A 25,499-nucleotide genomic window follows, 5' to 3' on the forward strand; every position below is an offset into this window, starting at 1 on the left:
CCCTGTAAGTACATCTTCAGGCCGGTCGGCTAAATGCCACCTCGCCAGAGGGACAGTCTGGCGAAAATACTAAGGAGATGGTGTGATGCCCGCCGCAAAAGCAACCCTACAACTCGCCCCACAGCAAGTGCTGGCAGTGCGCGATCTCACTGTCAGCTTTCGGCGTGAAGGTGTAAACACCACGGCGGTTCGTCAACTCTCACTGGATGTGCAGCGGGGGGAGACGCTGGCGTTGGTTGGCGAATCCGGTTCGGGTAAATCAGTGAGTTCACTGGCGCTGATGCAGCTGCTGGGCGGATCGGGTGCTACGGTGACCGGGGAAGTTTTGCTGCGCCGTCGTAACGATCAGGTGCTGGATCTCATGCGCGCATCGTCTGCTCACCTGCGTCAGGTGCGTGGTGCAGATATGGCGATGATTTTTCAGGAGCCGATGACCTCGCTCAATCCGGTGTTTCCGGTAGGGGATCAGATTGCCGAGTCAATTCGGCTGCATCAGGGGAAAAGCCAGCGTGAAGCGCTGAAAGAAGCCCACGAGATGCTGGAGCGGGTGCGCATTCCTGAAGCCAAAAACGTGATGACGCGTTATCCCCATCAACTCTCTGGCGGTATGCGTCAGCGGGTGATGATTGCCATGGCCCTGAGTTGCAAACCGGCATTGTTGATCGCCGATGAGCCGACCACCGCGCTGGATGTCACCATTCAGGCGCAGATTCTGCAACTGATCCGCGTGTTGCAAAAAGAGATGTCGATGGGGGTGATTTTTATCACGCACGATATGGGCGTGGTGGCAGAAATGGCTGACCGTGTGCAGGTTATGTATCGCGGAGACGTGATTGAACAGGCGCCAGTACAGCAGCTTTTCAGCCAGCCGCAGCAGCCCTATACCCAGGCGCTGCTGGCTGCGGTACCGCGTTTAGGCGAAATGAAAACCCAGCCCTTACCGCTGAAATTTCCTTTGCTCGGCACCGGCGAAGCCCTCCCAACCGAGCAACCGCAGGACACCGCCCGTTACCAACAGCCCCCCATTTTGCAGGTGCGAGATTTAGTCGCGCGCTTTGATCTGCGTGGTGGCTGGCTCAATCGCGTGCAGCGTCGCGTCCACGCCGTAGAAAAAATCAGTTTTGATCTCTATGCCGGTGAAACCCTGGCGCTGGTAGGGGAGTCGGGCTGTGGGAAATCGACCACGGGCCGCGCATTATTGCGTCTGGTACAGAGCCAGGGCGGAAGCATCACCTTTGACGGCCAGCGCATTGATACCTTGTCCGCTCACCAGTTAGCACCGCTCCGCCGTGATATTCAGTTTATTTTTCAAGACCCCTATGCGTCGCTTGATCCACGCCATACGGTCGGTTACTCCATTATGGAACCGCTGTTAGTGCATAAAGTGATGCCGCGTAAGCAGGCTGAACAACGCGTAGCCTGGCTGCTGGAAAAAGTCGGATTACTGCCAGAGCACGCCGCACGTTATCCCCATGAGTTCTCCGGCGGTCAGCGACAGCGCGTTTGTATTGCGCGCGCGCTGGCGCTCAATCCGAAAGTGGTGATTGCCGATGAATCTGTTTCCGCGTTGGATGTCTCGGTGCGGGCGCAAATCGTCAATCTGATGCTCGATCTTCAACGTGAGCTGGGCCTGGCGTTTCTGTTTATTTCCCACGATATGGCGGTGGTCGAGCGCATTAGCCACCGGGTGGCAGTGATGTATCTCGGCCAGATTGTGGAGATCGGTCCGCGCCAGGCGGTATTCGGACAACCACGGCACCCTTATACACGTAAGCTGATGGCAGCCGTTCCGGTTGCCGATCCAGGTCAACGCCGTCGTGAGCGTCCCTTGCTGGTGGATGAGATCCCAAGTGCGGTGCGCAAACTGGGAGAAGAACCTGAAGTGATGCCGCTGTTGGAAGTGGCACCGGGTCATTTTGTTGCCCGCCATACTGCGGGCAATGCATAAATACGGCATTTCGCACTTACCCTGGCAGAACAGGGATCACAGGAGAAGCACAACAATGCACAATAAAATGCGTACGGGATGGGTAGTGGCAGGGCTGCTGAGCAGTGCGGTGGCACTTCCCGCCTGGGCCGCCAAGGATGCAGTGATCGCCGTCGGATCGAACTTTACTACGCTTGATCCTTACGATGCCAACGACACGCTGTCACAAACGGTCGCCAAATCATTTTATCAGGGCCTGTACGGGCTGGATAAAGACCTGAAAGTTGAGCCGGTGCTGGCAGAAAGCTATCAGGTCAGCCCAGACGGCCTGACTTATACCATCAAGCTGCGTTCTGGCATTAAATTCCAGGATGGTACTGACTTTAATGCGGAAGCGGTGAAGGTCAACTTCGATCGCGCCAGCAACCCGGACAATCACCTCAAGCGTTACAGCCTGTTTAAGTACATCGCCAGCACCGAAGCGGTGGACCCCACCACGGTGAAAGTGACGTTGAAACAGCCTTTCTCGGCGTTTATCAATATTCTTGCCCATCCTGCGGCGGTCATCATCTCTCCGGCGGCACTGAAGAAATATGGCAAGGATATCGGCTTCCACCCGGTGGGCACCGGCCCGTATGAATTTGTCACCTGGAATCAGACCGATTTCGTCAAAGTGAAAAAGTGGGATGGCTACTGGAAAAAGGGCTATCCGAAGCTGGATAGCATCACCTGGCGTCCGGTGGTAGATAACAATACGCGCGCCGCCATGCTGCAAACCGGTGAGGCGAACTTTGCCTATCCGGTGCCGTTTGAGCAGGTGCAACTGCTGAAAAACAACAGCAAGCTGAGTGTGGAAACCTGGCCCTCTAACATGCAGCGTTACATCAGCCTTAACGTGACGCAGAAGCCGTTTGATAACCCAAAAGTGCGTGAAGCGCTGGAGTACGCGATTAATCGTGATGCGCTGGTTAAAGTGGCGTTTTCCGGTTATGCCGATGTCGCCACCGGCGTATTGCCGCCAAAAATCAAATATTCACAAAGCTATCCTGCCTATCCTTATGACCCGGCAAAAGCGCGTGAATTGCTGAAAGAGGCAGGCTATCCCAACGGTTTCACCACCACGCTCTGGTCTTCACATAACCACAGCACCGCGCAGAAAGTGTTGCAGTTTACCCAGCAGCAGCTCGCGCAGGTGGGGGTGAAAGTGACCCTGACGGCTATGGATGCTGGCCAGCGTGCGGCGGAAGTGGAAGCCAAAGGGCAGAAGGAAGCTGGCGTACGGATGTTCTATACCGGCTGGTCTGCTTCAACCGGCGAAGCTGACTGGGCGCTGACGCCGCTGTTTGCTACCACTTCCTGGCCACCAGCCATCTTTAACACCGCGTTTTACAGCAATCCTCAGGTGGATAAAGATCTGAGTGATGCGCTGAAAACCACCGATGATGCGCAAAAAGCGCAGTTGTACAAAGATGCGCAGGATCACATCTGGAATGAACATCCTTGGATCCCTCTGGTGGTAGAAAAACTGGTGTCAGCACAGAGTAAAACGCTCAGCGGGTTCTATGTGCAACCGGATACCGGTTTTGATTTCGATAATGCCGATCTGAAGTAACGGTTTCTGGCCAGCCCCTGTGGCTGGCCACTGCATTCGGACTACTCCATGTTGAATTATTTTCTTAAACGCCTGTTGGGCCTGATCCCGACGCTGCTGATTGTGGCAGTACTGGTGTTCCTGTTCGTGCATTTACTGCCGGGCGATCCCGCGCGCCTGCTGGCAGGCCAGGATGCCGATGCTGAAGTCGTGGCGCTGGTACGCCAGCAACTTGGGCTGGATCAGCCGTTACCCCAGCAATTTCTCCACTTCATCTGGCATGCGTTACAGGGGGATTTTGGCCAGTCGATGGCCTCTAAACGCCCGGTTTCCGTGGAGATTGCGGCCCGTTTTCTGCCAACGCTCTGGCTGACGCTCAGCAGCATGGCCTGGGCGGTGATTTTCGGCATGGGAATTGGCATTGTTTCTGCGGTATGGCGTAACCGCTGGCCGGACCGTCTCGGCATGACGCTGGCGGTGTCCGGTATCTCTTTCCCCGCCTTTGCGCTGGGGATGCTGCTGATGCAGGTGTTCTCGGTCGATCTTGGCTGGCTGCCGACCATTGGCGCTGACAGCTGGCGTCATTACATTCTGCCTTCAATCACCCTGGGGGCTGCCGTTGCGGCCGTGATGGCCCGTTTCACTCGCGCCTCTTTTGTTGAAGTCTTGCAGGAAGATTACATGCGGACCGCACGCGCCAAAGGGGTGCGGGAATCACGTGTGGTACTGAAACACGGTTTACGCAATGCGATGATCCCGGTTGTGACCATGATGGGGTTGCAGTTTGGCTTCCTGCTGGGCGGTTCGATTGTGGTGGAAGTGGTGTTCAACTGGCCGGGCCTGGGGCGTTTGCTGGTGGACTCGGTAGAGATGCGTGACTATCCGGTGATCCAGGCAGAAGTTCTGCTGTTTTCACTGGAGTTTATTTTGATCAATCTGGTGGTAGACCTGCTGTATGCCGCCATCAACCCGGCCATTCGCTACAATTAAGGAGCCGCAATGAAAAACTGGCGACGTGCGGCGGCACTCAAAGCGATGCCTGTTCTCTCAACCCCTGTTCGTACCCCGTGGCATGAGTTTTGGCGGCGTTTCCGCCAGCAGCCCCTGGCGTTGACTGCCGGTGTTTTTGTTCTGCTGTTAATTGTACTGGCATTTATCGCACCAGCCATTGCGCCATTTGATGCAGAGAACTACTTCGACTACGACCGGTTAAATCAGGGGCCATCCTGGATGCACTGGTTTGGCGTGGATTCTCTCGGGCGGGATATTTTCAGTCGGGTTTTGGTCGGTACACGCATTTCATTAATTTCCGGATTTTTATCGGTCGCGATTGGTGCGGCTATTGGCACCTTTTTCGGCCTGTTAGCGGGATATTATGAAGGCTGGTGGGACCGGATCATTATGCGTATCTGCGATGTCCTGTTTGCCTTCCCGGGTATTCTGCTGGCGATTGCGGTCGTGGCGGTGCTAGGAAGCGGGATTAGTAACGTGATTGTGGCGGTGGCGATTTTCAGTATTCCTGCTTTTGCCCGTCTGGTACGAGGGAATACGCTGGTGCTGAAGCATCAGACCTATATTGAGTCAGCGCGTAGTATTGGTGCACCGGATCTGACAATTATGCTGCGGCATATTTTGCCCGGCACCCTCTCTTCGATTGTGGTCTATTTCACCATGCGTATTGGTACTTCGATTATCAGTGCGGCCAGCCTGTCCTTTCTCGGATTAGGTGCACAACCGCCCACGCCGGAGTGGGGCGCAATGCTGAATGAAGCGCGCGCGGATATGGTGATTGCGCCACACGTGGCGATTTTCCCCAGCCTCGCCATCTTCGTTACCGTATTAGCCTTTAATCTGCTGGGGGATGGCCTGCGAGATGCGCTCGATCCAAAGCTGAAAAACTGATTACGCATTGAGGGTAGCGCGGTAGTAAAGTGAGCGCGCCTTTACTCTGACGTAGACCAGAAAAAGGCCGCCGCTGCGGATGTGAACAAGCAGGCGGCGGCCAATATTTTTGGTTTAGTGAGTTACAGCCTTACAGGGAAAAGTTGAATAACATCATTGCTCCTCTCTGACTATTTTTCCGTTTTTGTCTTGCCTGTAGACTCTGTTGGCAATGATAAACAGAGTCGATTGGTTACGTTCAGGCATAACGATCAGCAATGTTTCTTTTTCAATACAATTCACGGGTGCAGGAACATTGCTCAGGCACAGACGATCTGCTTTCTCTTCTTTTTTATAGCCATCACCAAACGCGAAGATAAAATAAGCTGAATTTTCAGGATGAATATCGTATTTAGAAATGATTTTAGCACTATTGGCTTCCCACCATGCGATCCTGCGGCTATCTGTCCAGGGTAAATGGTCAACAATGATCTGCGCTGTGTGCCCATTCTGGTCAACGTTGACTATTTCAGTGCTTCTTATCTCAAGATAACCGAAGGTCAAAATAGCAGCTATCATTAATACTAAGACTGGAATGCATGCTCTTTTCATTTTTAACTGCCTTCAAGAGTGATTATTGCTTGCATGTTTGTCATAAAAGGTCTAAATCCAAACTTATCGAATCGTTGCAGAACAAACCAAATTTTAAAAAATTGGAATTGGTTAAAGAGAGGCTTTTTTATGTCATCACAATCAAGCCCGAAATGATCTTGTCCAATGAATTTAGTTTCGGCCCACCAGCGTCCATTAGCTACATGGAGTTTGGTTATTTCTATTTTAGTTGAGTTGATATCATGGACTGTAATTCCTAGCCCATTTATTTTGTCAAGGAAGAGGGAGTTGAATCTAGGTAGATAACTATCACTGATTTCTTTTCTAATGTTAATTATTTTATTTTGCTCTAAGTGGTTTTTTTCAAAGTTAATATTCTGAGAAATAGCCTTTTTCAGGACAAGTAAAGTATTAACTCTTGGATCATTGCCCAAGATCTTCTCCCGATAAGCCTGATCCAGCAGCACATGGCTAAACGGGCTTCCGGTTCCTTTCATCATGTGCTCCAGCATCCGGTTGATTAAATGGCGGTACGGGCCGACCATGGAGTATGGCCAGCATTTTACCTGCATCTCTTCAAACAGCAACTGAGCGGCTTTTTCCCGCGTCAGGGGCTGGCCGTGATGGGCACCATATACCCCGGCAAAGCGGTTTTGTGGTGTGCTGAACGGCAGAACCCGGGTCAGGGTGAACGGGTCGACCACATCGGAGATATGGGTGAGACGAAACTCATTTTTCAGCGCACTCTCGCTGAGATCGCCATACTGCATATCATCCGCGCCGTAGTGATTAAACGGGCGGTGCGAGGTAAAAACGGTTTGTGGGAACACGGCTATCGACATCGTCACGGCATCCTTAGCATTATTATTATCCAGAGGGAAGATAAAGCGCGGCTATAGTAATAAGGTGCAGTAAAAATGAAAACCCAGGCTGATTAGCGGTTGTTGTAATAAAACAGGCAGTATGAGAAAGGTTTTTCACAGTAAGAGAGGGTTATGTGAAGTGATATTCAAGGCGACAAACAAAAATAGTTGTTAAATCAATGGTAGTGACGGTAAGCCTGTTGATTAGTGGAATGAGTATGAACTTTTCTGTTTTTTATTTTGTCAGTTAAAATTTAAACCAAATGACAAAACTTTAAATAAACAGGCAGGGTAAAGCAGAAGGTCAGTATCCGTCGCCGCGCGCAGATACTGACCGGAAATCAATTAATGCTGTTGATCAAAACGATAAACCAGCCACAGTGCGACCAGTAACCAGATAACCGGTAGTGCTAAGGTACTCAGTAATACGTTAATAGAGAGTAACAGACCAAGGTTAAGCGTGATTTGATAACTCACATAGGTGATTAAGCCGACAATAACCGCGATTGCCAGGCGACTTGCTACGCCGGTTGAACGTGGATTGCTAAAGGTAAAGGGGATCGCCAGCAAGATCATTGCCAGAATCAGTACCGGTTGTCCCAGCTTCTGCCACTGCGCACTATTATATTCCCGGCTGGGCTGTCCAGTCTGGTTCAAATAGCCAATATAGCGGTGCAACTGCGTCAGGGAAAAACTCTGCGCGGGTAGGGTGAGCTCTGTCAGACTCATGCCGGTAAACAGTGAATGCCACGGCATCTCTTTTAAGCTCTGCGTGGTTTCTTCCTCCTGCTGCCAGTTTTTCAGCTGCACATTATGCAGTTGCCAGATGCCATCAGCACCTGTTTGCGCACTGGCGGCATAAATGTAAGACGTTAACGAAAGATCTGGTGCGTATTTGAAAATCTCAATGCCGACCGGCTGTTGATGATTATCCAACGCTTTCACCGTCACGTACTGATTATCTTTTCTCGCCCAGAGGGTATTAATGGCGCTATCACTTTGGCCCGCCTGCGCCATCGCGGTATTTTTCAACTGTAGCGCACGCTGTTGCAGCGGAGAAGCTACCCATTCATCCAGGACTGCCAGAGCCAGAGTTAAGATAATGCCGGCAGATAATGCGACCATCGCAATGCGCAATATGGATACGCCAGCACTGCGAATCGCGGTTAACTCGAGGTTTTTCGCAAGTTGTCCCAGGCCGACAATGCCGCCAAGCAGGGCAATAAAGGGCCCCAGATCGATCAAAGTCCGTGGCAAAGTCATGATGACGACGGCCAGGGCCTGGCTCCAGCGATAACCGCCGCGACTGACATCTTCCAGCTCATTGATCAGATTGAAGGTACTAAACAGCGGAAGCAGCAATCCTGCTGCGGCCGCGAAACCGATAAAAATATTGCGCATCAGATAGCGACTAAAAATATTCATCACAGCTTTCTCTTCAACCAGGCATGTTCACGGGCAACAAACAGCATGACACCCAGCAGCATTATCGCGGGCACCAGCCACAATCCTGGAATGGTTGGCAGGGAGCCATTAGCCACCAGCGTACGGCCAAGATTGCCGCCGTAATAGATCAGGGTAAACATCAGGGTTAACGGCAGCAGCGGCGCAAAGCGCCCCTGGCGGGGTTTCACCTTACTCAGAAATATGGCCAGTAACGCCATTAAAATCGCGGTGACGCCCCGGCTTTGTCGCCACTGTAACTCTGCTTTATCCGCCGGATCGGAAGAGTGGGACAGTTGCATTACCGAGGCGGCTTTGCGCCGGAATGTCACGGTTTGCACCAGGGGTTTGAGGTCAATATGCAGGTTATGAAAACGCTGCTTCTGATCGTCACTACCGGTGCGGTCCAGCGTGTAGGTGGTCCCGGTGCGTAACAGCACGGAAGGGCTGGTAGGAGCTGCATTGACGACGTCAACCGACTGGGCACGATAAACCTTGGTGTGGTCATCGGAACGGGTGTAAATCAGGCTGTCGTAGAGATGGCTTTCGCTTTTATCGATGCGGGAAGCCAGCACCATGCGGCCATCATCGCTGGTATTAAATTTTCCGGCCTGAAAATGGCTGACATCGAGACTGGATTGCGACTGCTGTTCCAGTTGATAAATCTTCGCATAGGCCCACGGGCGGCCATAGAGCGACAGCAGCGTTACCGCAATCCCTAAAGGAATGGCCAAAACCAGGATCGCTTTATAGATTTTCACCGGACTAGCGCCGGAAGCGAGCAGGGCAGTGATCTCCGAATCGTTATATAACTGACCTAAGGCGACGGCAATTGAGACATATAAACCGATGGGGAGCAGCATTTCCAGTGCGATAATCACCTTATAAAACACCACATCCAGTACCACAGAAAGGGCGAGCGTACCGTTAGCGGCTTCGGTCAAATAACGTTGTGAGGAGTAACAGGCAAACAAGAAGACCAGAAACCCGACGATCATCGTCATCAGGCGGCCCACTTCAGCAGTAAGGTAGCGTTCAATCAGGCTCATAGAGGGGTTAATTCTCTCTGGTAATCAATGTGTGTAATAAAGTAATCACGCCGGTCACCTCTTCCGGGCTTAACGCACCATCTTTGGCCCACTGCACATCACCCTTCCTGTCCAGCACAATGATGGTGGAGCTCTCTTCGGGGAGTGACCAGGCAATACGTCCCGCCCCTTGGCTATCGATAATAAACTGCGCCCAGGGATAGTGTTTTTTGTTCTTCTCAATTTTGCCACGCACAAAAAAACCGGTGCCTGGAATCGCATCATCGGTGTTCACAATGGTGGTCGGCTGAAAACGGTCGGTGGGAAAATCCGCTTCTTTTACCGCAGTGATCAGCAGCGAATTCTTTTTCTTCGCAGAAGTCCGCCCGGCGATATACTGAATAACCCGCACTTTTCCGGCTAACTGGCTGCTGTCCCATGGGCGATAGCTAAACGTATCCTGGTGAAGTAATAACTCACCGCGATCGGCAATCGCTACCGCCGGGACTGGCGCACCCATAATGAAATTATGGGCGTGAGCCAGTAAAGGGCACATCAACACCATGATCAGCAGTGTATTTAACCCTCTCATTCTGTGCCCCTTGTGGCGAACTACATTGGGTAGTGAGCAACCAGCAGCTCCAGGCGCTGACGAATATCAGCATTTAGCTCTGCGGGTTCATCATAAGATCGTCGACCAGCGAGTTTATCCGCCACCATCTCGTCATGTTTATCCCCCATCAGGCCATTAATGGCTGCCAGCGAACGTGACAGCGTGAGGGCTTCACTGTTGTGAGGATCAATAGAACGCAGGGTGTCGTAAAACGAGACTTGCTGGCTGACTATTTTGCGCACGTCATGGAACTGCTTGCCGGTTAATTTAGGGTTGGCCACTAAGACACGCAGCTTACGCATCTGATCCTGACGGTAGGCAATAAAGCCAGATTCAGACTCCAGCCGGGTATGGCGCAGGGTATAACGCACCAGCGACCACACGGGTTTGCTGAGGAACAGGCGCAAGATCGCACCGTAATATTTCAGATTCGATTGATTACCATTGCGGAAGGCATCCTGGAAATGCCCCATCAGCACGGTGGTTAAATGGAACAGCCGCCCAGATTCATGGGCTTTACTGTATAACCGCAGGGCAAAGCGCAGGTGTTTATAACGGGCACGAATGTACTTATAGCGCATACGTACCGGCATCGGTAAATCCCGGTTTGCAAGAAACGCATCAACCAGCCCAACCAACTCTTCGCGAGTAAAGCCCTGTTCCCAGAATTGCAGGCACAGCGCATAGTTGTCGTCTATTTTATCTTGCGAACAGCGCAAACTGATCTCTGTTGGCAGCGTGGTTTCGGCATCAACGATGTCATCTTCTTCTACTGCGGTAAACAGGCGATCAAGGGTCTCGGTGGAGAAAGTATTCATTTCAATATCATCATTATGAGTTGCTCTCACCGGGGACATTAAAGACCAGTGAGTCGCGCTTACGATAGGCGTTCAGCGTTGGGATCAGGGAAGATAAAACGTCTAAGCACTGTCCACCAAAGTAGGCAAATGCCGCGCCCTGAACGCCAAACGCGTGCGAAAAGGCCACCAAAATAAAGATGTAAGAGGCGGAGGCCAGCGTCTGGGCAATCAGAAATGCCCGCTGTTTGCCCGCCATAAACAGCAGCGATTCTTGCGGGAAGCCCACCATCGAGACGATGATCGCACCCAACATAATTTGAATCAGGTCATAGGCTTCGAGGTACTTATGGCCAAAGACCACCGAAATCAGCGGTTTGCCCACCAGCAGCATGACCACGGCAACGCCAATGCCAATGCCACCGGCTAACAGCGCAGAGCGCAGGCCCAACAGCCAGGGTTTTCGGGTGCGGGGATCTAACCGCATGATTTCAGGATAGAAACTTTTCTCCATGAGCTTGGCAGGCGTGCCCGTTGCGTCAAAGAAGGTCATGGCGATTTTAAACAGTCCGGCCGCCGCGGGCCCTAACACCACCCCAACCAGTACGGTACTGCATGAGTTCCTGGCTGCCCAAATGGTGTGGGCGAAGTTGGTTGTCCAGACAAAATCCCACGCGCCTTCAATCCGGCGTGCGGCGGCAAACAGCGAGGGTTTTAACGCATTGTGGATATTGCGGCGCTTGAGTTCTGCGGTGGCAAACCACCAAAACAGCGTGCCACCAAACAAATTAGCCGCATACCAGCTGATGACGAAGCCTGGGAATCCCCAGTCGAAAACGTAAGATAATACGCTACCAATCGCCTGCAAAAATGGCTTAATGGCTTGCTGTACCGCAATCAGGTCGAAGCGGTCAAAGGCACGCAAAATACCAGTGGGTGTAGATGAGGTCATTGACGGAATCAGCGTGCAGTAAAGTACTGCCAGCCAAAAGTCTTTATCATCCAGCCCCAATGCATGGGAAAGGAAAGGCAGCAGCACAATACCGCCCAGAATGGCTACCGCACCACTGGCAATATCGAGACCAAACGAAAACGAGGTAACATCTTTAAAGCGCTGAATATTATTACGTTCCAGCGCCGGTGTGCCAAACTGCACCACAAACTGCCAGGTCTGGAATTTAATAAAGTCGCTGACGGCTTTGGCATAAGCCTGAATCACAACCAGAACCCCGAAGAGTTCGGCACTCATGCCTTTGCCCGCACAGGAGAGTGCAACCAGGCCGAGCAGGGCGCTGGCGACACTCCCCGAACCTAAATAGGCAGCGTTACGCAAGATGGCGCGAAAAGCCCCATCGCTAAACCAGTGTTTCATGGTAAATATCCAGTGTCAGTCACGCCTTTTACCTGCCTCTTATGCTGTATTTCTGCGCTGTTAAACATCAGTTTGGCTACCCACTTTAGCGGAAGACATTTCAGGGGCATTGGCGCTTCTGCGCCCGGATGAGCGTGCAATAGCCGAAATCGCCTGTTTGGCGGTTTCCAGTACATCCTTATAAGGCATGCGTGCATCTATTTCGAGAATAGCGGCACCGTTATATTTAAGCTTCACCATGGAAGCAATTTTATCCTGCAACTCTTCATAGCTGTGATCCGGCTTGCGCGCAAAAGCGGTATCGACATCAATATCGAGGCGAATAATAAGCTCAGGACGATACTGCGCCATTTTTAAATATAAGACGCGTTCTTTTTCCGCCAGGCGTTGGGTTAATTTACCCTGTGCGCGCTCAATGCCGATGCCTGGGCCATCATAATAAAAACCAGAGATCTCTGCCTGGGGGAAACGATCGCTAATAACCAGCACGCCGCTCTCCGCGAGCCGCTGGACTTTACGTAAGTTGCGTGCACGCCAGAGCGAGAAACCATACATAATCAGCGCAGCCCACAGTGCAGGCGATTTATTACTCATACGCTGTGTTTTGTCCGATTTTGCCGCCAGTCGGCGCTCAAGCCAGACGCCGATAATCGGTAACTTCTTGATTTTATCCCCATCTTCGCCGGAGATAAGGCCCATGTAGCGCCGTTCTGTGGCCCAGTGCTGTTGCAAGTCCTTGACCAGATCGTTGGTCAGCGTAGATTTTCCCGTGCCATCGCTGCCGACAACTGAAATCAGCCCGGTAATTGTGGTGACCGGCACTTGATTCGCTATTTCTGATTTATTCGTTAACATAATATTAAATCCGGAATTATCGTTGGCGAGTTTTCAGCAACGGCTGAATAGCCTGAATGGAGGCGTTCAGTACATGCTCTGCGGGATCTCTGCCATCTAAATCAAGTATGTCTGCATGATTGAAATTGAGTTTTGGAATAACGGAGATTTTTTCCCGCAATGCCTGAATATCATGATCGGGCTTGCGGGAATAAGCTGTTTCTTCATCAATGTCGATGCGGATTAATAAAGAAGGCTTAAAAGAAGACATCCACTGATACAGTTTTTGTTCGCGTTTTCTTAATAACTGTACCCAGCGATTACCGCCCACGGTTTTGGCTAATTGCGGGCCATCGAAGCGAAAGCCAGCGACTTCTGCTTGCGGATAGCGGTCGGTGATCAGCAATGTACCCTGACGGGATTTTTTCAGCATGCGTCTGAATTTAAACACTCGCCAGTAGGAGAGCAAAAAGATGACCAGAGCGGTGGCATTGCCCGGTGGTGTCGTGGGTTTTGCATGGACACCCGCCGATTTTTTTAACAAATAGCGGCCAAATATCCCACCAATAACCGGCAGGTTGCTGATCCATTTGCCAATATGCCCGGAAGACTGCCCAAGATAGAGTAATTCAGTGGTGTGCTGTGCAGCAAAGTGTTCCGCAAGACTGACGGCTAACGTCGATTTTCCTGAACCATCACACCCGGTTATCGCAATAACGTTCACCAACGGGAGATGAGTAAATGGGGGAGTCTGATCACGCACAGTAAAATATCCAGCACTAAAAAAACCATTGTATTCTATTTCTCAGGGGTGTCACAATCCTTATTGTGACTAATTTCCTTCTGTTCCTGCACCGCTATCTTATTTTATAGTGTTTTAATATTTTGTGCTGATCATGGCAAGTTGGTTGTCCGATTGTGCGATTTCCCCATCCTTAGTCATATTATCTACCTTTGTTTTTTTGTGCTTTTTGTCACATATTTACATTTGATTTTATGTGTTATTACCAGGCGATTTTTTATCGTAAAAGTGATAAATTAACCGCTCTAACATGAGAGCTTAAAAATGCGTGCAGATAATCCTTCACCGCTGATTGCGGTTATTGGTAGTGATGGCTCGGGTAAGTCCACCGTTTGCGATCATCTTCTTACTTACCTTGAAAATTATGGCCCTGCCGTGCGAGTACACCTCGGTAAACAGGCCGGAAATGTGGGGCGCGCTGCGGCACAGCTTCCTCTGATTGGTCATATGATCGGCCGGAAGATTGAGACTGATACGAAAAAAGTCCGCTCTAAAAGCAGTAAAATGAAGATGTTACCTTCACTTGTCATCTCCATTTTTGTCGTGCGTCGCTTATTGCGTTTTCGCCGCATGTTGGCTTTTCGCCGGCAGGGGCTAATTGTGTTAACCGACCGTTTTCCGCAGTCACAAATACCGGGTGCTTATGATGGCCCCGCGTTTCCTGAAAATAAACGCGGTAATCCGCTTATTACCTGGCTCGCGGGACGGGAGAAAAAAGCCTTTCAGTGGATGTCCGAACATAAGCCCGATCTGGTGATCAAGTTAAATGTCGATTTGGCCGTGGCTTGTGCCCGTAAACCGGATCACAGTCCGGAAGCACTGGCAAGAAAAGTAGAGACGACGGCAAAACTGAATTTCATGGGAGCACATATTGTCGATATTAATGCTAATCAATCTTTAGATGAAGTTTTGTCATCCGTTGAGAAGGCTGTCGGACAATTTATGCAAGATTATGGTTATGCCAATCACCCTCAAGTGATTCCGGCGGAATAATATTTCGCTGGCGAGACAGTTTACTCCTTTCTCGCCAGCGTTAACGGCGATGATGATAAAAATATCGTCATAAGCAAAAAGCGGCTCATCCAGTGATGAGCCGCTTTTTTATTACTTATTCTTTAATGTCGCAAAGGCATCAATAATGGCGTCAATATCTTGATCGCTGTGGGCCGCATTCACACTGCAACGCAGCAAAGTAATACCCGCTGGTGCAGCAGGCGGTAACACCAGATTCACGTAAACGCCGTTAGCAATAAGATCGCGCCAGTAACGTAAGCCATCTTCTTTTGAGCCAATCATAACCGGCACCACCGGGCTGATACGTGGGCCTAATTCATAACCCAGTTTTGCCAGTCCGTGGTACAGACGCTCCGCGTTTTTCCACAGTTTTTCGCGCAGTTCAGGTTTTTTAGCCACGCTTTTCAGTGCCGAACGAACTGAAGCGATGATCGCAGGGGAGGGGGAAGCCGTGAAAATGTAAGGGCGACTGCTATAGCGTAACACCTCCATCTCCTTGTTCCCCACGGCAAAGCCACCAATGGAGGCGAGGCTTTTACTGAACGTACCCAGAATAATATCCACATCCTGTTCTACGCCCAGTTCTTCCGCCAAACCGCGGCCATTTTTCCCCATAACGCCAAAAGAGTGGGCTTCATCAACCAGTAAATAGCCACCGAGACGACGTTTAATATCCACAATTTCTGCCAGTGGCGCGACATCGCCCAGCATGCTGTAGATACCTTCAACGATAATCAGCGCATCTTTAGCGCGTTCACCTAAGCGCACCATACGGCGTTCAAGGTCTTTGGCATCATTGTGACGGAAGCGAATGATCTCAGCACCGCCCAGGGCGCAGGCATCATAGATGCTGGCATGGCTGTCGGCATCAATCAGTACCACAGTCCCCGGCGTTGCCAGCGTGCTGATCACACCAAGGTTGGCGGTGTAGCCGGTGGAGAAGACGATAGCGGTAGGGCGATCAAACAGCTCGGCAATTTCCTGTTCCAGGGCCAGGTGAGAACCATAACTGCCGTTTGCCATGCGTGAACCGGTGGTGCCGGTTCCCTGTTCTGCCAGTGCCGCCTGACCTGCTGCAATCGCGGTGGCATCAAAAGTCAGACCTAAATAGTTATTCGTGCCTGCAAGAATGATTTTTTGATCGCCAATCCGGCCTTCAGTTGCAGAGTAGATTTCATCAATGCAGGTGCCGAATGGATTCAAACCAGAGGTCTGGAACTGCTCACGTTCGCCCACCAGGCGGGCAAATTTATCATACAGACCCATGAGCGCTCTCCAGATGTGGCAACAAGGCAACCAGCAGTTGTTCTGGTGTTCTGACATCCAACAGGATATTGATCGGGATTGAGATATCGTACTGATCTTCCAGCATCATCAGCAGATCGAGCACCAGAATGGACTCAAGACCAAGATCGTTAACCAGATCGCTATCAGGTTTCACCACGATCCCCGGTTGTACCTTACTTTGCAGGCACTCAAGGATATAACTCATTACATCGTCATGTTTTAACATAGGAACGGTGGCCTACCTTTATTCTCAATATTTAAAACTGACCTTCACGCAGGGCGCGTTCCAGATCAATTTTTGGGGTCCAGTTAATGTGTTCGGATAAGCTTAGGTGACTTGCCGACCAGTCGGGATGTGTTAACTCCCGGATCTTGCTGTGCGTCAGCATCGGTTCTTTGCGGGCGAGGCGACTCAGGCCCACGGAGATATCGGCTAACACCTTCAGGGCAGGCAGCGGGACGGTAATTAACCGCACCGGGCCGTTGCGTACCGAACAGCCAATTTGCTGCACGCGTTGCCAGCTATACCCAGTGGGAGCGGCATCGCAAAGTTCATACGTCTCACTGTGTGGGGCGGGTGCCAGCAGCCACTGGCTGACGGCTTCGGCGACATCCGTCACATGCACAAAAGTGAGCTGGGCTTCTGCTGCCCCCAGTTTTGGCAGCACACCACGCAGCAACCAGCTAAACAACGGTTTCAGCTCTTTATCGCCCGGCCCATAAACGGCCGTGGGGCGAAAGATGCCCAGCGTCATGTTCCCGCGCATCGCCGCTAACTGCTGTTCGGCAGTGTGCTTCGACTTCGCGTACCACGAAAGTTCTGGGTGGCGAGCAGCCAGCGAAGACATGAACAGAAAGCGCTGACAGCACCCGCTTTTCAGCGCGGCCTGCATCAGGTTTTTACTGCCTTGCACATTGCAGTCGATAAAGGTGGCTTCTGTACGCCCGCGCACCTGTCCAGCGCAATGGACAACATAATCCGCTCCACTGACCAGGCGCTGGAGGCTTTGCTGATTTTCCAGTGATCCGCTGATCCAGGCCACTTTGCTGTCAGCCGATTTACTGACTGTCCGAGCCAGAGCCCGGACATGGAAACCGTGAGCAAGGAGATTCTGGACAATATGTTTGCCAATAAAACCTGTTGCACCAGTGATCGCCACGGTTTTTGTCATTGCACGGCACCTGCAATTTCCAGGCCTAAGGTCGGCAAGGCGGCCAGATAGCGCTTCTTCGCTTCCGCACGCGCGGGTTTACCGGATGAGGTACGCGGAATACTGTGTGGTGGCAGCAGGTTAATGTGCGTCGAGACGCCGAATTCACTCTGGATGCGTGCGCTTAAGGAGTGAATGATTTGCGCACGTCGCTCTTCAGAAGTGACACGACACTGAATCTGCAAAATGATATTTGCGCCTTCATCCTGCTCATCAGTCACAAAGGCGATCGCATCACCCGAACGAATTTCAGGTTCAGACTCTGCGACATATTCAATGTCTTGCGGCCAGATATTACGGCCACGAATGATGATCAAATCTTTTTTACGTCCGGTGACGTACAGATTACCGTCCAGCAGATAGCCGAGATCCCCGGTGTCCATCCAACCGGTTGCAGCAATCTGATTCTGCGACGCGCTGTCGCGGAAATAGCCGCTCATCAGGCTCGGGCCAGAAATAAAGATATGTCCTACCCGGCGTTCGGCAACCGCTGCGCCCGCGTCATTGCGAATTTCGATGCCATGTCCCGGCAAGGCTTTACCACAATTCACGAAAGCGGAGGTAAAGCGGGTATTTTTGCCTGGCTCAACCGCCCGGCCATGGTATTCCAGTTCATCCCGGTCAACCATATTGACAGACGTTGCCGATTCACCATCAAAAAAGCTGACAGCCAGCGTGTTTTCCGCCAGCCCATAGCAAGGCATAAAGGCCCGACTATCGAAATTGACGGTAGAGAAATGCTCGCCAAATTGCTGTAGCAACGCCGGGGGAATAGGCTCTGCGCCTAATCCGGCGACGCGCCAACCAGAAAGATCCAATTCCGCCAGCTCTTTTTCATTGCTGCGTCGCAGGCAGAGTTCATAACCAAATGGCGGGGCCACAGAGACCGTGCCGCCATTCTTGCTGATTAATTTCAGCCATTGCATTGGGCGCATGGCGAAATCTTGCGTGCGTAAGTAATCCACCGATAACTGTGTGGCTACCGGTGTTAACAGGAATCCAACCAGCCCCATATCATGATAAAACGGCAGCCAGGAGACACAACGATCGCCGGCACGCAGTTTAATACCATCGTGGCTGATAACCTGCAGGTTAGACATGACTGAACGCTGGGTAATAATAACGCCACGGGGAAAACGCGTACTGCCCGAAGTGTATTGCAGATAGGCAATGTCATCCGGTGCGGGTAGCGTCAAGGCGATATCTTTCTGCGGCAGGGCATTAAACTCTTCATTACTGAGAATCTGCGGCGGTGGTGCATCAACAACGGCTGATTTGATCAACGGCACCCATTCGTCACCGCTAATAATCACCGCCGGGCTACAGCTGCTAATAAGCCCCTGCAACTTAGTGATGTAAGATGCACGCTGCCCCACGCCCATTGGAATAGCTAAAGGCACAGCGACTAAGCCCGCATACTGGCAGGCAAAGAAGGCCTCGACAAATCCGACACTGGTTTCCGCGATCAGTGCAACGCGATCGCCCCGGTTTAAGTTCAGCGTTAACAGCCGTTGTGCACCTGCGATTGCCCGCTGTTGCAGCGTGCGGTAATCCAGAGACGCAATCAGTTGGTTACGACGATCGTAAAAATTCATCCCGGTGCTTCCCTGAGCAGCATAGTCCAGCGCTTCCACCAGTGAGGGGAAGTCTGCATAGCGCATAGGAAGAGAATGAGTGGACATTGTTTCAGACATAGACAAATTAGCCATAGATTCAAGTCACAGAAATCCTGTCAACTTTCACGAAAGCTGACTATTTCAATGTGAGTCAGTTTTAGAAAAATTTTTTTCAGTCACATCAACGTTGCCTGGAATTTAATCCCGTCTTGTGCAGGAGATAAGGCATCCGGGCCTGGCTGATTAACAGAATCGATTGCAACTCTGAGCATAAACCCATTTACGGATAGAATGACTTTAGGTTCAGTAAGCTATTTATTTTCAGCACAGGATAGCGATTCGGTAAGTTGGTACTTACCAAAAATACGCATTGTGACGTTGCCTGCTGCTTTATTGTTTTATTCTTTTCGGGGTTTTTCCTACCTCAACACATCCTAAACAGAATACCCTCAGATTCCCATAAGTAAACGGTTCATTAGGGCTATGGCTGATTTTGAGCATCATATGATAAAAATATTACAGTGTGCGCCTGTTTGTGAATGTGACGGGGCTTATAATTTCCTCACAAAAAAAGCACAAAATCATAAAAGCATGTTTTGATAAACGAAAACAGGCTGACTTCTGCCAATAATATCGGTTAAGTGAAAAGAGTCAGGTGTTCCGTTTTAATCAGAAGTCGCGAAGTGACCTGCTGTGCATGCATTACTGCCATTTTTATCTCCTAATGCCATATAAGGTATAAGTTTCGGCTGCCTCGAAAAGCAAGGCTTTTCCGAATCGCCTGTTTATACTTTTTTACAATTCAAGGTTTTCTATGATTCGCATTGAGAAAGTTCAGGATAAAAGTGAGCTTAAAGAGTTCATCAATTTCCCTTCGACACTATACCCAAATGACCCTAACTGGATTGAGCCACTGTACCTGGAGCGCGAAGAACATTTATCTAAAAAAAATCCGGGAACTGAACATATTGTCTGGCAGGCATGGGTAGCAAAAAAAGGGAATACTGTCGTAGGTAGAATTACTGCACAAATAGATTCCCTGCACCGCGAACTCTACGGCAATGATACCGGTCACTTCGGCATGATTGATGCCATTGACGATCCTGAGGTGTTTAACGCCTTATTTACCGCGGCACAAACGTGGTTAAAAGAGCAGGGTGCCACCAAAATTACCGGGCCTTTTAGCCTGAATATTAATCAGGAAAGTGGTCTGCTGATTGATGGATTTGATACACCGCCCTCTGCGCTGATGACCCACGGCAAACCTTATTATGGCGCGCAGGTTGAAAACCAGGGATATACCAAAGGCATTGATCTGATTGCCTACTGGATGAAACGTACCGATCTGCATTTTTCCAGCGCGCTGACGAAGTTGATGGATAAGGTGCGCCAGAAAGTCACTATTCGCTGTATTGACCGGAAAAAGTTCAGTGAAGAGATGCAGGTATTACGCGAAATCTTCAACTCTGGCTGGCAGGATAACTGGGGGTTCGTCCCCTTCACGGAACACGAATTTGCCACCATGGGCGATCAGCTTAAGTTCCTGGTGCCGGACGATATGATCTATATCGCCGAAGTGGATTCTGTACCCTGCGCCTTTATCGTCGGTTTGCCAAACATTAATGAAGCAATTGAAGGTTTAGACGGGCGTTTGCTGCCGTTTGGCTGGGCGAAGCTGCTGTGGCGTTTGAAGGTCAGCGGCGTGCGTACCGCCAGGGTGCCGCTGATGGGGGTAGTGAAAGAGTACCAGTTCAGCCGCATCGGGCCGATTATTGCGTTGTTATTGATTGAAGCACTGCGTGAACCGTTTGCGAAACGCAATATTGATGCCTTAGAGATGTCATGGATCCTGGAATCCAACACCGGTATGCGCACCATTCTGGAAAAAATCGGTGCTGAGCCTTATAAGCGCTACCGTTTATATGAAAAAAATCTAGAAGAATAAGGCAGCGATAAACCATCAATAGACAGAGAAGGGTTGCGGCATCAGCTCAGCCCTTTTTTATTATGAGCAGGGTAGAAAGAGCCACAATGAACGCGCAAAACAAAGAGAAAGGATTCAACCGTTTTACCCACAGTATCCGTAATTCCTGGGCAGGCCTGGTGGATGCCGTACAAACCGAAGATGCATTCCAGCAACTGCTGCTGGCGATGTCTGCGCTGTTAGTGGTTGCGCTGGCGGTGGATGTCACCAAAATTGAGCGGATCATTCTGGTCGCCAGCTGCTTTTTCTTACTGGTGGTGGAGCTGCTGAATACCGCGATTGAGAGCGTGGTCGATCGTATCTCGCTGGAGATCCATCCGCTGTCTAAACGTGCAAAAGATATCGGCGGTGCCGCACAGTTAGTCGCCATCGTTATGGTGATTATTATCTGGTTTATGGTGCTGATTTAAAGCCACCCACTCGCATGGGCAGCCGGTGTTGACGGCCAGCCCGCTTTTCCTGTGATCCGCATACACCTGCTGTCAACAAGGTTGTTTTTGCGTCGCTGCTTTGCTCTAATCGTCCGTTGATATTTGATTGATTCGACTACAATTAGAAAGCACTAAGCGCGCCGGTAAGAGTGTCAGCGCGTAACACTGAGTGAATAATGTGAGAGCTGAAAACATGAAAGAGATCGTCAACGGGTTTCTGAGTTTCCAACAGAATGTTTTTCCTGAAAGAAAGGATCTTTTTAAAAGCCTGGCGTCTAACCAGACTCCAAAAGCCCTGTTCATCTCCTGTTCTGATAGCCGTCTGGTGCCAGAACTGGTAACCCAACAGGAGCCGGGACAACTGTTCGTCATTCGTAATGCCGGCAATATCGTCCCACCATTTGGTCCAGAGCCAGGGGGTGTTTCAGCCACTATCGAGTATGCGGTGGTTGCTTTGGGGGTGTCTGAGATCATTATCTGTGGCCACTCAAACTGTGGTGCCATGAACGCAATTGCGTCCTGTGCCTGCCTTGACCATATGCCAGCGGTTGATCACTGGTTGCACTATGCCAACGCAGCGAAAGCGGTGGTGGAAGAGCGTAACTATGATTCAGCAGAAGTTAAGCTGACAGAAATGGTGAAAGAGAACGTTATCGCTCAGCTCAACAATATCAAAACACATCCATCAGTTTCCGTTGCACTGCGTAAAGGCAAGCTGCGTCTGCACGGGTGGGTTTATGATATTGAAAGCGGCGAGATCAAAGCACTGGCCCCAGGTGGACAAGATTTCGTTTCTCTGTCAGAAAATCCAGACACCTGTTACGAGTAAGAGATGAAAGCGGCTGCCGTGTTTGCACGGTAGCCGCCTTGTTTTAGAACTTAACTTTGACCTGCACACCTGCAACCCAGGTGTCTTTGATATCTTTGTTGTAGAACGCGCCGGGTTCTTTGATGTATTGCACGCTTGGGCGTACAGACAACCACGGTGTCGCCTGGAGGGTATAGGTCATTTCAACCAGTTGTTCACCAATATCCAGTCCACCCACCAGATCAGCATCCGCCAATTCGCCTTTCGCACGCAGACTTTCAACGGCATTTTCACGACTGTGCGAGTTATACACCGCACGGCCATAGCCAATCGCAATCGCATCGTTTGGACGCGCAGCGAATGGTCCGTTCAGGACGAAGCCTGCTGAGTACCAGTGGCTGAAGGTCGATGTCGCTTTGTCGGTGGTCGTTGCCTGGCCGAAGATATGCAGGTTCTGGCTGCGCAATGCGTCCGACTGCCAGATCGTCTGGTCTGCTAACAGATAAGCACCCCAGCGGTTGTTGGAGCGACGATTCGGTTGATCGATACGCGCAACGTTCGAGCTATCAAAGTAGTAGCCCAGCTTGTACTGACCTGGCAGCTCGCTGTGGAAGTTATAGATCAGCTCAACCGGCACGATATAGCCAGTCGTCCCCGGTGCAAACGGCTTCCAGGCACGAGAAGATTCGCTGTTTTGCTGCGGGTTAACGTTGAACACCGCAGTTTGCAGCGCCCAGCTGTCGTTAAAGGTGTACTTCAGCTCACCGCCGAGATGCGCGTTCGGGTAGTTACCCCAGCCGCTGCCACCTGACATTGAAAGTGGGTGTGCACAGAAACCGGCGTTCATGAAGTTGGTCAGGATCGACAAACCGCCGAAATCATTACCCATCGCCAGCAGGCCCAGTTTGTACTGAAGCTGTGGCGTGAACAGCGTATTGGTGTAGCTGAATTCGCTCAGACGGGTATATTCACCGCCATACACTTCCTGGATTGGCAGGCGGTTACCCACCAGATCGCCCGAGGTGCTACGGCCGCGACGGTCATTGATGGTCAGTTGGATAGTACCGGCATTCTCGGCATCCAGCAGACGGTTCAGATCAAAAGTCGCACCCAAACGGATCTGCTGCGCATAACGCGTACCGTAGGACTGGCCGCCGTTAAGGATGCCCGCGGTTTCAGAAACGTAGTCGCCGGTCAGGGTTACGCCGCTTTTCACGAGGTCGCTACGCGCGCCGCCCCAGTCACCTGTCAGGCTATCCTGCGTGAAGAAATCTGTTGCTTGTGCAGCGGGAACTGCAAGTGCACACAGCAGTGCTACAGTCAGGTGTTTGATTTTAAAAGAACTTGTTTTCATCGTATACATTGTAAAAAGTGAATATGCCCTGTTATTGTACCGTTTGGTACATGTTAAATCGTCCAACATCTGACATTTCTTTACGGTACAAGTGTTTCTTAATATTTCAGTGCGTATCGTAAGTTTAGTTAAAGCTTCATACGCGTGCGCTATCAGCAGCTATTTTTATTAGCTCACCCTGCTTTTATGGAGCGCTGATGAAACGTCTTATCCCCACCTTGTTGCTGAGCGGGCTGTTAACCAGCTTGCCTCTGCTGGCCGCAGAAGTGACGGTTGAACAGTTACAGGACAAGCTCGATCACCCCTGGTCGGTGGCTTTCCTGCCTGAGAGCCAAACCCTGTTGATTACCGAACGTTCCGGGCAGTTGCGCAGTTGGCAGCCGGGGAAAGGGCTGTCAGATCCTATCCAGGGCGTCCCTGAGGTCTGGACGCAGCGGCAGGGCGGGTTACTCGACGTGGTGCTAGCGCCTGATTTTGCCCAGAGCCGTCGGGTCTGGCTGAGCTATACCCTCGCCGATGCCAACGGCAATGCGGGCGGCGTGGTGGGTTATGGTCAGCTCAGTGCGGATAATCGTCAGTTGCAGAATTTCAAAGAAGTGTTGCGGCAAACCCCGGCACTCTCCAGCGGAGCCAATATCGGTACGCGCCTGGCGTTCGATCGTGACGGTTACCTGTGGATCGGCTTTGGGGATAATTTCCACAGCAGCAGCGCGCAGAACCTTGACCAACTCAGCGGCAAAATCATCCGTTTGAATCAGGACGGCTCAGTGCCAAAAGATAATCCCTTTGTCGGACGTGCCGATGCACGCCCGGAAATCTGGGCTTATGGCATCCGTAATCCGCAGGGATTAGCACTCAATCCGTGGAGTGGGGCGATGTGGGAAACCGAACATGGTCCGCGCGGCGGGGATGAGGTCAATCTGCCCGAGAAAGGCAAAAACTACGGCTGGCCATTAGCAACCTGGGGAATTGATTATAGCGGCGCAAAAGTGCCGGAATCCAAAGGGGGAGAGGTCCCAGGGACGGTACAGCCACTGTTCTACTGGAAAGTCTCTCCTGCCGTCAGCGGGATGGCATTTTACCACAGCACGCGTTTCCCGCAGTGGGACAAGAGCCTGTTTGTCGCGGCCCTTAAAGATAAAAGCCTGATTCATCTGAGCGTGCAGGGTGACAAAGTGCAAGAGAAAGAACGATTGCTGAAAGATCGCGGTGAGCGTATTCGCGACGTGCGCCAGGGACCAGACGGTTATCTGTATGTCCTGACCGATGAAGCGGATGGCAAACTGCTGAAAGTTGGGTTAAGCGGGGACGCCGCAGCGTCCCAGGGGTAGTTAACGCTGCCAGCGATGGACTTGCCAACCGCGCTGCTCGGCTTCTTGCTGTAGCAGCGCATCGGGGTTGATCACGTGGGCGTGGTCCGCATGGGCCAGCAGTGGCAGATCGTTCATCGAGTCACTGTAGGCCCAGGTGCGATCGAATTTGCACTCTTGCTGTAGCGCTTTCCAGTCACTCACGCGGTCTACTTTGCCTTGCTGATAGGTCATGGTGCCGTAGGTCTGGCCGCTGTAACGCTCATCAACAATTTCTACCCCAATGGCTAATGCGGCATGGGCACCCAGACGCTGAGCGATGGGCGCCACCAGATGTTCGCCGCTGGCGGAGATAACAATAATGGTGTCACCACGCTGCTGATGCCACGCCATGCGCTCCCGTGCAGCAGGATAAACGCGTGGCACGATATCACGATGAATAAAGCGTCTGATCCAGCCCGCCACGGTAGAGGCTGAAAGACCTTCCAGCGGCGAGAGGGTTTTCGTCATATAAGCTTCAATGGATAAGGTGCCCGCGTAGTACTCATCCATCAGGGCACGCTCTTCGGCCAGAATTTCGGGGCGGGCAAATCCTTGTGATACCAGCCAGCGCAGCCACAGGCCGGTGCTGTCTTCGCAAATTAAGGTTTCATCGAGATCGAAAAGGGCTAAGTCCATGGTCATCCTCCTCAGGCTGATGGCTCCCAGAGTAGCCGATCTT

24 protein-coding genes are annotated in these 25,499 nt (G+C 51.3%); 9 read left to right on the forward strand and 15 right to left on the reverse strand.

What is annotated here, in order from left to right; all coding sequences use genetic code 11:
• The first annotated feature begins 85 nt into the window (after positions 1–85).
• From B880_RS0108440 to gsiD, 4 genes are all read left to right on the forward strand, one after another.
• Positions 86–1,948, forward strand: a complete 1,863-nt coding sequence (locus tag B880_RS0108440) for a dipeptide ABC transporter ATP-binding protein (protein ID WP_017346953.1) — start codon at positions 86–88, stop codon at positions 1,946–1,948.
• A 67-nt stretch (positions 1,949–2,015) separates the two neighbouring features.
• The gene (gene gsiB / locus B880_RS0108445; RefSeq protein ID WP_237761000.1) at positions 2,016–3,539 is read left to right on the forward strand and encodes a glutathione ABC transporter substrate-binding protein GsiB; all 1,524 of its coding nucleotides are present in this window, start codon (positions 2,016–2,018) and stop codon (positions 3,537–3,539) included.
• Positions 3,540–3,587: 48 nt separating this feature from the next.
• Complete coding sequence (gsiC, locus tag B880_RS0108450) at positions 3,588–4,508, forward strand: glutathione ABC transporter permease GsiC (RefSeq protein ID WP_017346955.1); 921 nt, start codon at positions 3,588–3,590, stop codon at positions 4,506–4,508.
• A gap of 9 nt (positions 4,509–4,517) precedes the next feature.
• Positions 4,518–5,420 (forward strand): glutathione ABC transporter permease GsiD, encoded by a 903-nt coding sequence (gsiD, locus tag B880_RS0108455; protein ID WP_017346956.1) that lies wholly within the window; start codon positions 4,518–4,520, stop codon positions 5,418–5,420.
• Between the two features lie 153 nt (positions 5,421–5,573).
• Here gsiD and B880_RS0108460 read toward each other — a convergent pair whose 3' ends face one another.
• The 9 genes from B880_RS0108460 to B880_RS0108500 form a co-directional block, all read right to left on the reverse strand.
• Entirely contained in the window at positions 5,574–6,011 is a 438-nt protein-coding gene (locus tag B880_RS0108460) for a DUF943 family protein (protein WP_017346957.1), read from the reverse strand.
• 2 nt (positions 6,012–6,013) lie between these two features.
• Complete coding sequence (locus tag B880_RS0108465; RefSeq protein ID WP_026042504.1) at positions 6,014–6,853, reverse strand: DUF3289 family protein; 840 nt, start codon at positions 6,851–6,853, stop codon at positions 6,014–6,016.
• 366 nt (positions 6,854–7,219) lie between these two features.
• A complete protein-coding gene (gene lptG / locus B880_RS0108470) occupies positions 7,220–8,299 on the reverse strand; it encodes an LPS export ABC transporter permease LptG (protein ID WP_017346960.1) in 1,080 nt (359 codons plus the stop codon).
• The gene (gene lptF / locus B880_RS0108475; RefSeq protein ID WP_017346961.1) at positions 8,299–9,366 is read right to left on the reverse strand and encodes an LPS export ABC transporter permease LptF; all 1,068 of its coding nucleotides are present in this window, start codon (positions 9,364–9,366) and stop codon (positions 8,299–8,301) included. The genes lptG and lptF overlap by 1 nt, the downstream gene beginning before the upstream one ends.
• A gap of 7 nt (positions 9,367–9,373) precedes the next feature.
• Complete coding sequence (locus tag B880_RS0108480; RefSeq protein WP_017346962.1) at positions 9,374–9,937, reverse strand: YtfJ family protein; 564 nt, start codon at positions 9,935–9,937, stop codon at positions 9,374–9,376.
• 20 nt (positions 9,938–9,957) lie between these two features.
• Positions 9,958–10,776: a hypothetical protein gene (locus B880_RS0108485; RefSeq protein ID WP_017346963.1), complete on the reverse strand. Its 819-nt coding sequence runs from the start codon at positions 10,774–10,776 to the stop codon at positions 9,958–9,960.
• A gap of 13 nt (positions 10,777–10,789) precedes the next feature.
• Positions 10,790–12,127, reverse strand: a complete 1,338-nt coding sequence (locus B880_RS0108490; RefSeq protein WP_017346964.1) for a lipopolysaccharide biosynthesis protein — start codon at positions 12,125–12,127, stop codon at positions 10,790–10,792.
• A gap of 60 nt (positions 12,128–12,187) precedes the next feature.
• The gene (locus tag B880_RS0108495; RefSeq protein WP_017346965.1) at positions 12,188–12,982 is read right to left on the reverse strand and encodes a hypothetical protein; all 795 of its coding nucleotides are present in this window, start codon (positions 12,980–12,982) and stop codon (positions 12,188–12,190) included.
• 16 nt (positions 12,983–12,998) lie between these two features.
• Entirely contained in the window at positions 12,999–13,724 is a 726-nt protein-coding gene (locus B880_RS0108500) for a hypothetical protein (protein ID WP_017346966.1), read from the reverse strand.
• A gap of 303 nt (positions 13,725–14,027) precedes the next feature.
• Between B880_RS0108500 and B880_RS0108505 the strand changes: the two genes are divergently transcribed.
• Positions 14,028–14,756: a hypothetical protein gene (locus B880_RS0108505; RefSeq protein ID WP_017346967.1), complete on the forward strand. Its 729-nt coding sequence runs from the start codon at positions 14,028–14,030 to the stop codon at positions 14,754–14,756.
• Positions 14,757–14,867: 111 nt separating this feature from the next.
• On the opposite strand, the gene spt is transcribed toward B880_RS0108505, so the two are convergent.
• From spt to B880_RS0108525, 4 genes are read right to left on the reverse strand one after another with little or no spacing between them, the layout of a single operon-like run.
• Positions 14,868–16,043 (reverse strand): serine palmitoyltransferase, encoded by a 1,176-nt coding sequence (gene spt / locus B880_RS0108510; protein ID WP_017346968.1) that lies wholly within the window; start codon positions 16,041–16,043, stop codon positions 14,868–14,870.
• Positions 16,030–16,290 carry an acyl carrier protein gene (locus B880_RS0108515; RefSeq protein WP_017346969.1) on the reverse strand — a complete coding sequence of 87 codons (261 nt, stop codon included), beginning with the start codon at positions 16,288–16,290 and terminating at the stop codon, positions 16,030–16,032. Before B880_RS0108515 ends, spt begins: the two co-directional genes overlap by 14 nt.
• A gap of 31 nt (positions 16,291–16,321) precedes the next feature.
• Positions 16,322–17,236 (reverse strand): NAD-dependent epimerase/dehydratase family protein, encoded by a 915-nt coding sequence (locus B880_RS0108520; RefSeq protein WP_017346970.1) that lies wholly within the window; start codon positions 17,234–17,236, stop codon positions 16,322–16,324.
• On the reverse strand, positions 17,233–18,969 hold the full coding sequence (locus B880_RS0108525) for a fatty acyl-AMP ligase (protein ID WP_192841077.1): 1,737 nt from the start codon (positions 18,967–18,969) through the stop codon (positions 17,233–17,235). The genes B880_RS0108520 and B880_RS0108525 overlap by 4 nt, the downstream gene beginning before the upstream one ends.
• Positions 18,970–19,705: 736 nt before the next feature.
• On the opposite strand from B880_RS0108525, the gene B880_RS0108530 reads away from it, so the two are divergent.
• The 3 genes from B880_RS0108530 (at position 19,706) to B880_RS0108540 (ending at position 22,135) form a co-directional block, all read left to right on the forward strand.
• Entirely contained in the window at positions 19,706–20,836 is a 1,131-nt protein-coding gene (locus B880_RS0108530) for a hypothetical protein (protein WP_017346972.1), read from the forward strand.
• A gap of 86 nt (positions 20,837–20,922) precedes the next feature.
• A complete protein-coding gene (locus tag B880_RS0108535) occupies positions 20,923–21,285 on the forward strand; it encodes a diacylglycerol kinase (protein WP_017346973.1) in 363 nt (120 codons plus the stop codon).
• A gap of 214 nt (positions 21,286–21,499) precedes the next feature.
• The gene (locus tag B880_RS0108540; RefSeq protein ID WP_017346974.1) at positions 21,500–22,135 is read left to right on the forward strand and encodes a carbonic anhydrase; all 636 of its coding nucleotides are present in this window, start codon (positions 21,500–21,502) and stop codon (positions 22,133–22,135) included.
• Positions 22,136–22,178: 43 nt separating this feature from the next.
• Here the strand turns inward: B880_RS0108540 and B880_RS0108545 are convergent, their stop codons facing one another.
• Complete coding sequence (locus B880_RS0108545; protein ID WP_036645628.1) at positions 22,179–23,468, reverse strand: carbohydrate porin; 1,290 nt, start codon at positions 23,466–23,468, stop codon at positions 22,179–22,181.
• A 197-nt stretch (positions 23,469–23,665) separates the two neighbouring features.
• Between B880_RS0108545 and B880_RS0108550 the strand changes: the two genes are divergently transcribed.
• Complete coding sequence (locus B880_RS0108550) at positions 23,666–24,799, forward strand: PQQ-dependent sugar dehydrogenase (protein WP_017346976.1); 1,134 nt, start codon at positions 23,666–23,668, stop codon at positions 24,797–24,799.
• On the opposite strand, the gene B880_RS0108555 is transcribed toward B880_RS0108550, so the two are convergent.
• On the reverse strand, positions 24,800–25,456 hold the full coding sequence (locus B880_RS0108555) for an HAD family hydrolase (protein ID WP_017346977.1): 657 nt from the start codon (positions 25,454–25,456) through the stop codon (positions 24,800–24,802).
• Between the last annotated feature and the right edge of the window lie 43 nt (positions 25,457–25,499).

It is taken from the genome of Pantoea sp. A4, assembly GCF_000295955.2.
In the GTDB taxonomy this organism is placed as follows: Bacteria; Pseudomonadota; Gammaproteobacteria; order Enterobacterales; family Enterobacteriaceae; genus Pantoea; species Pantoea multigeneris.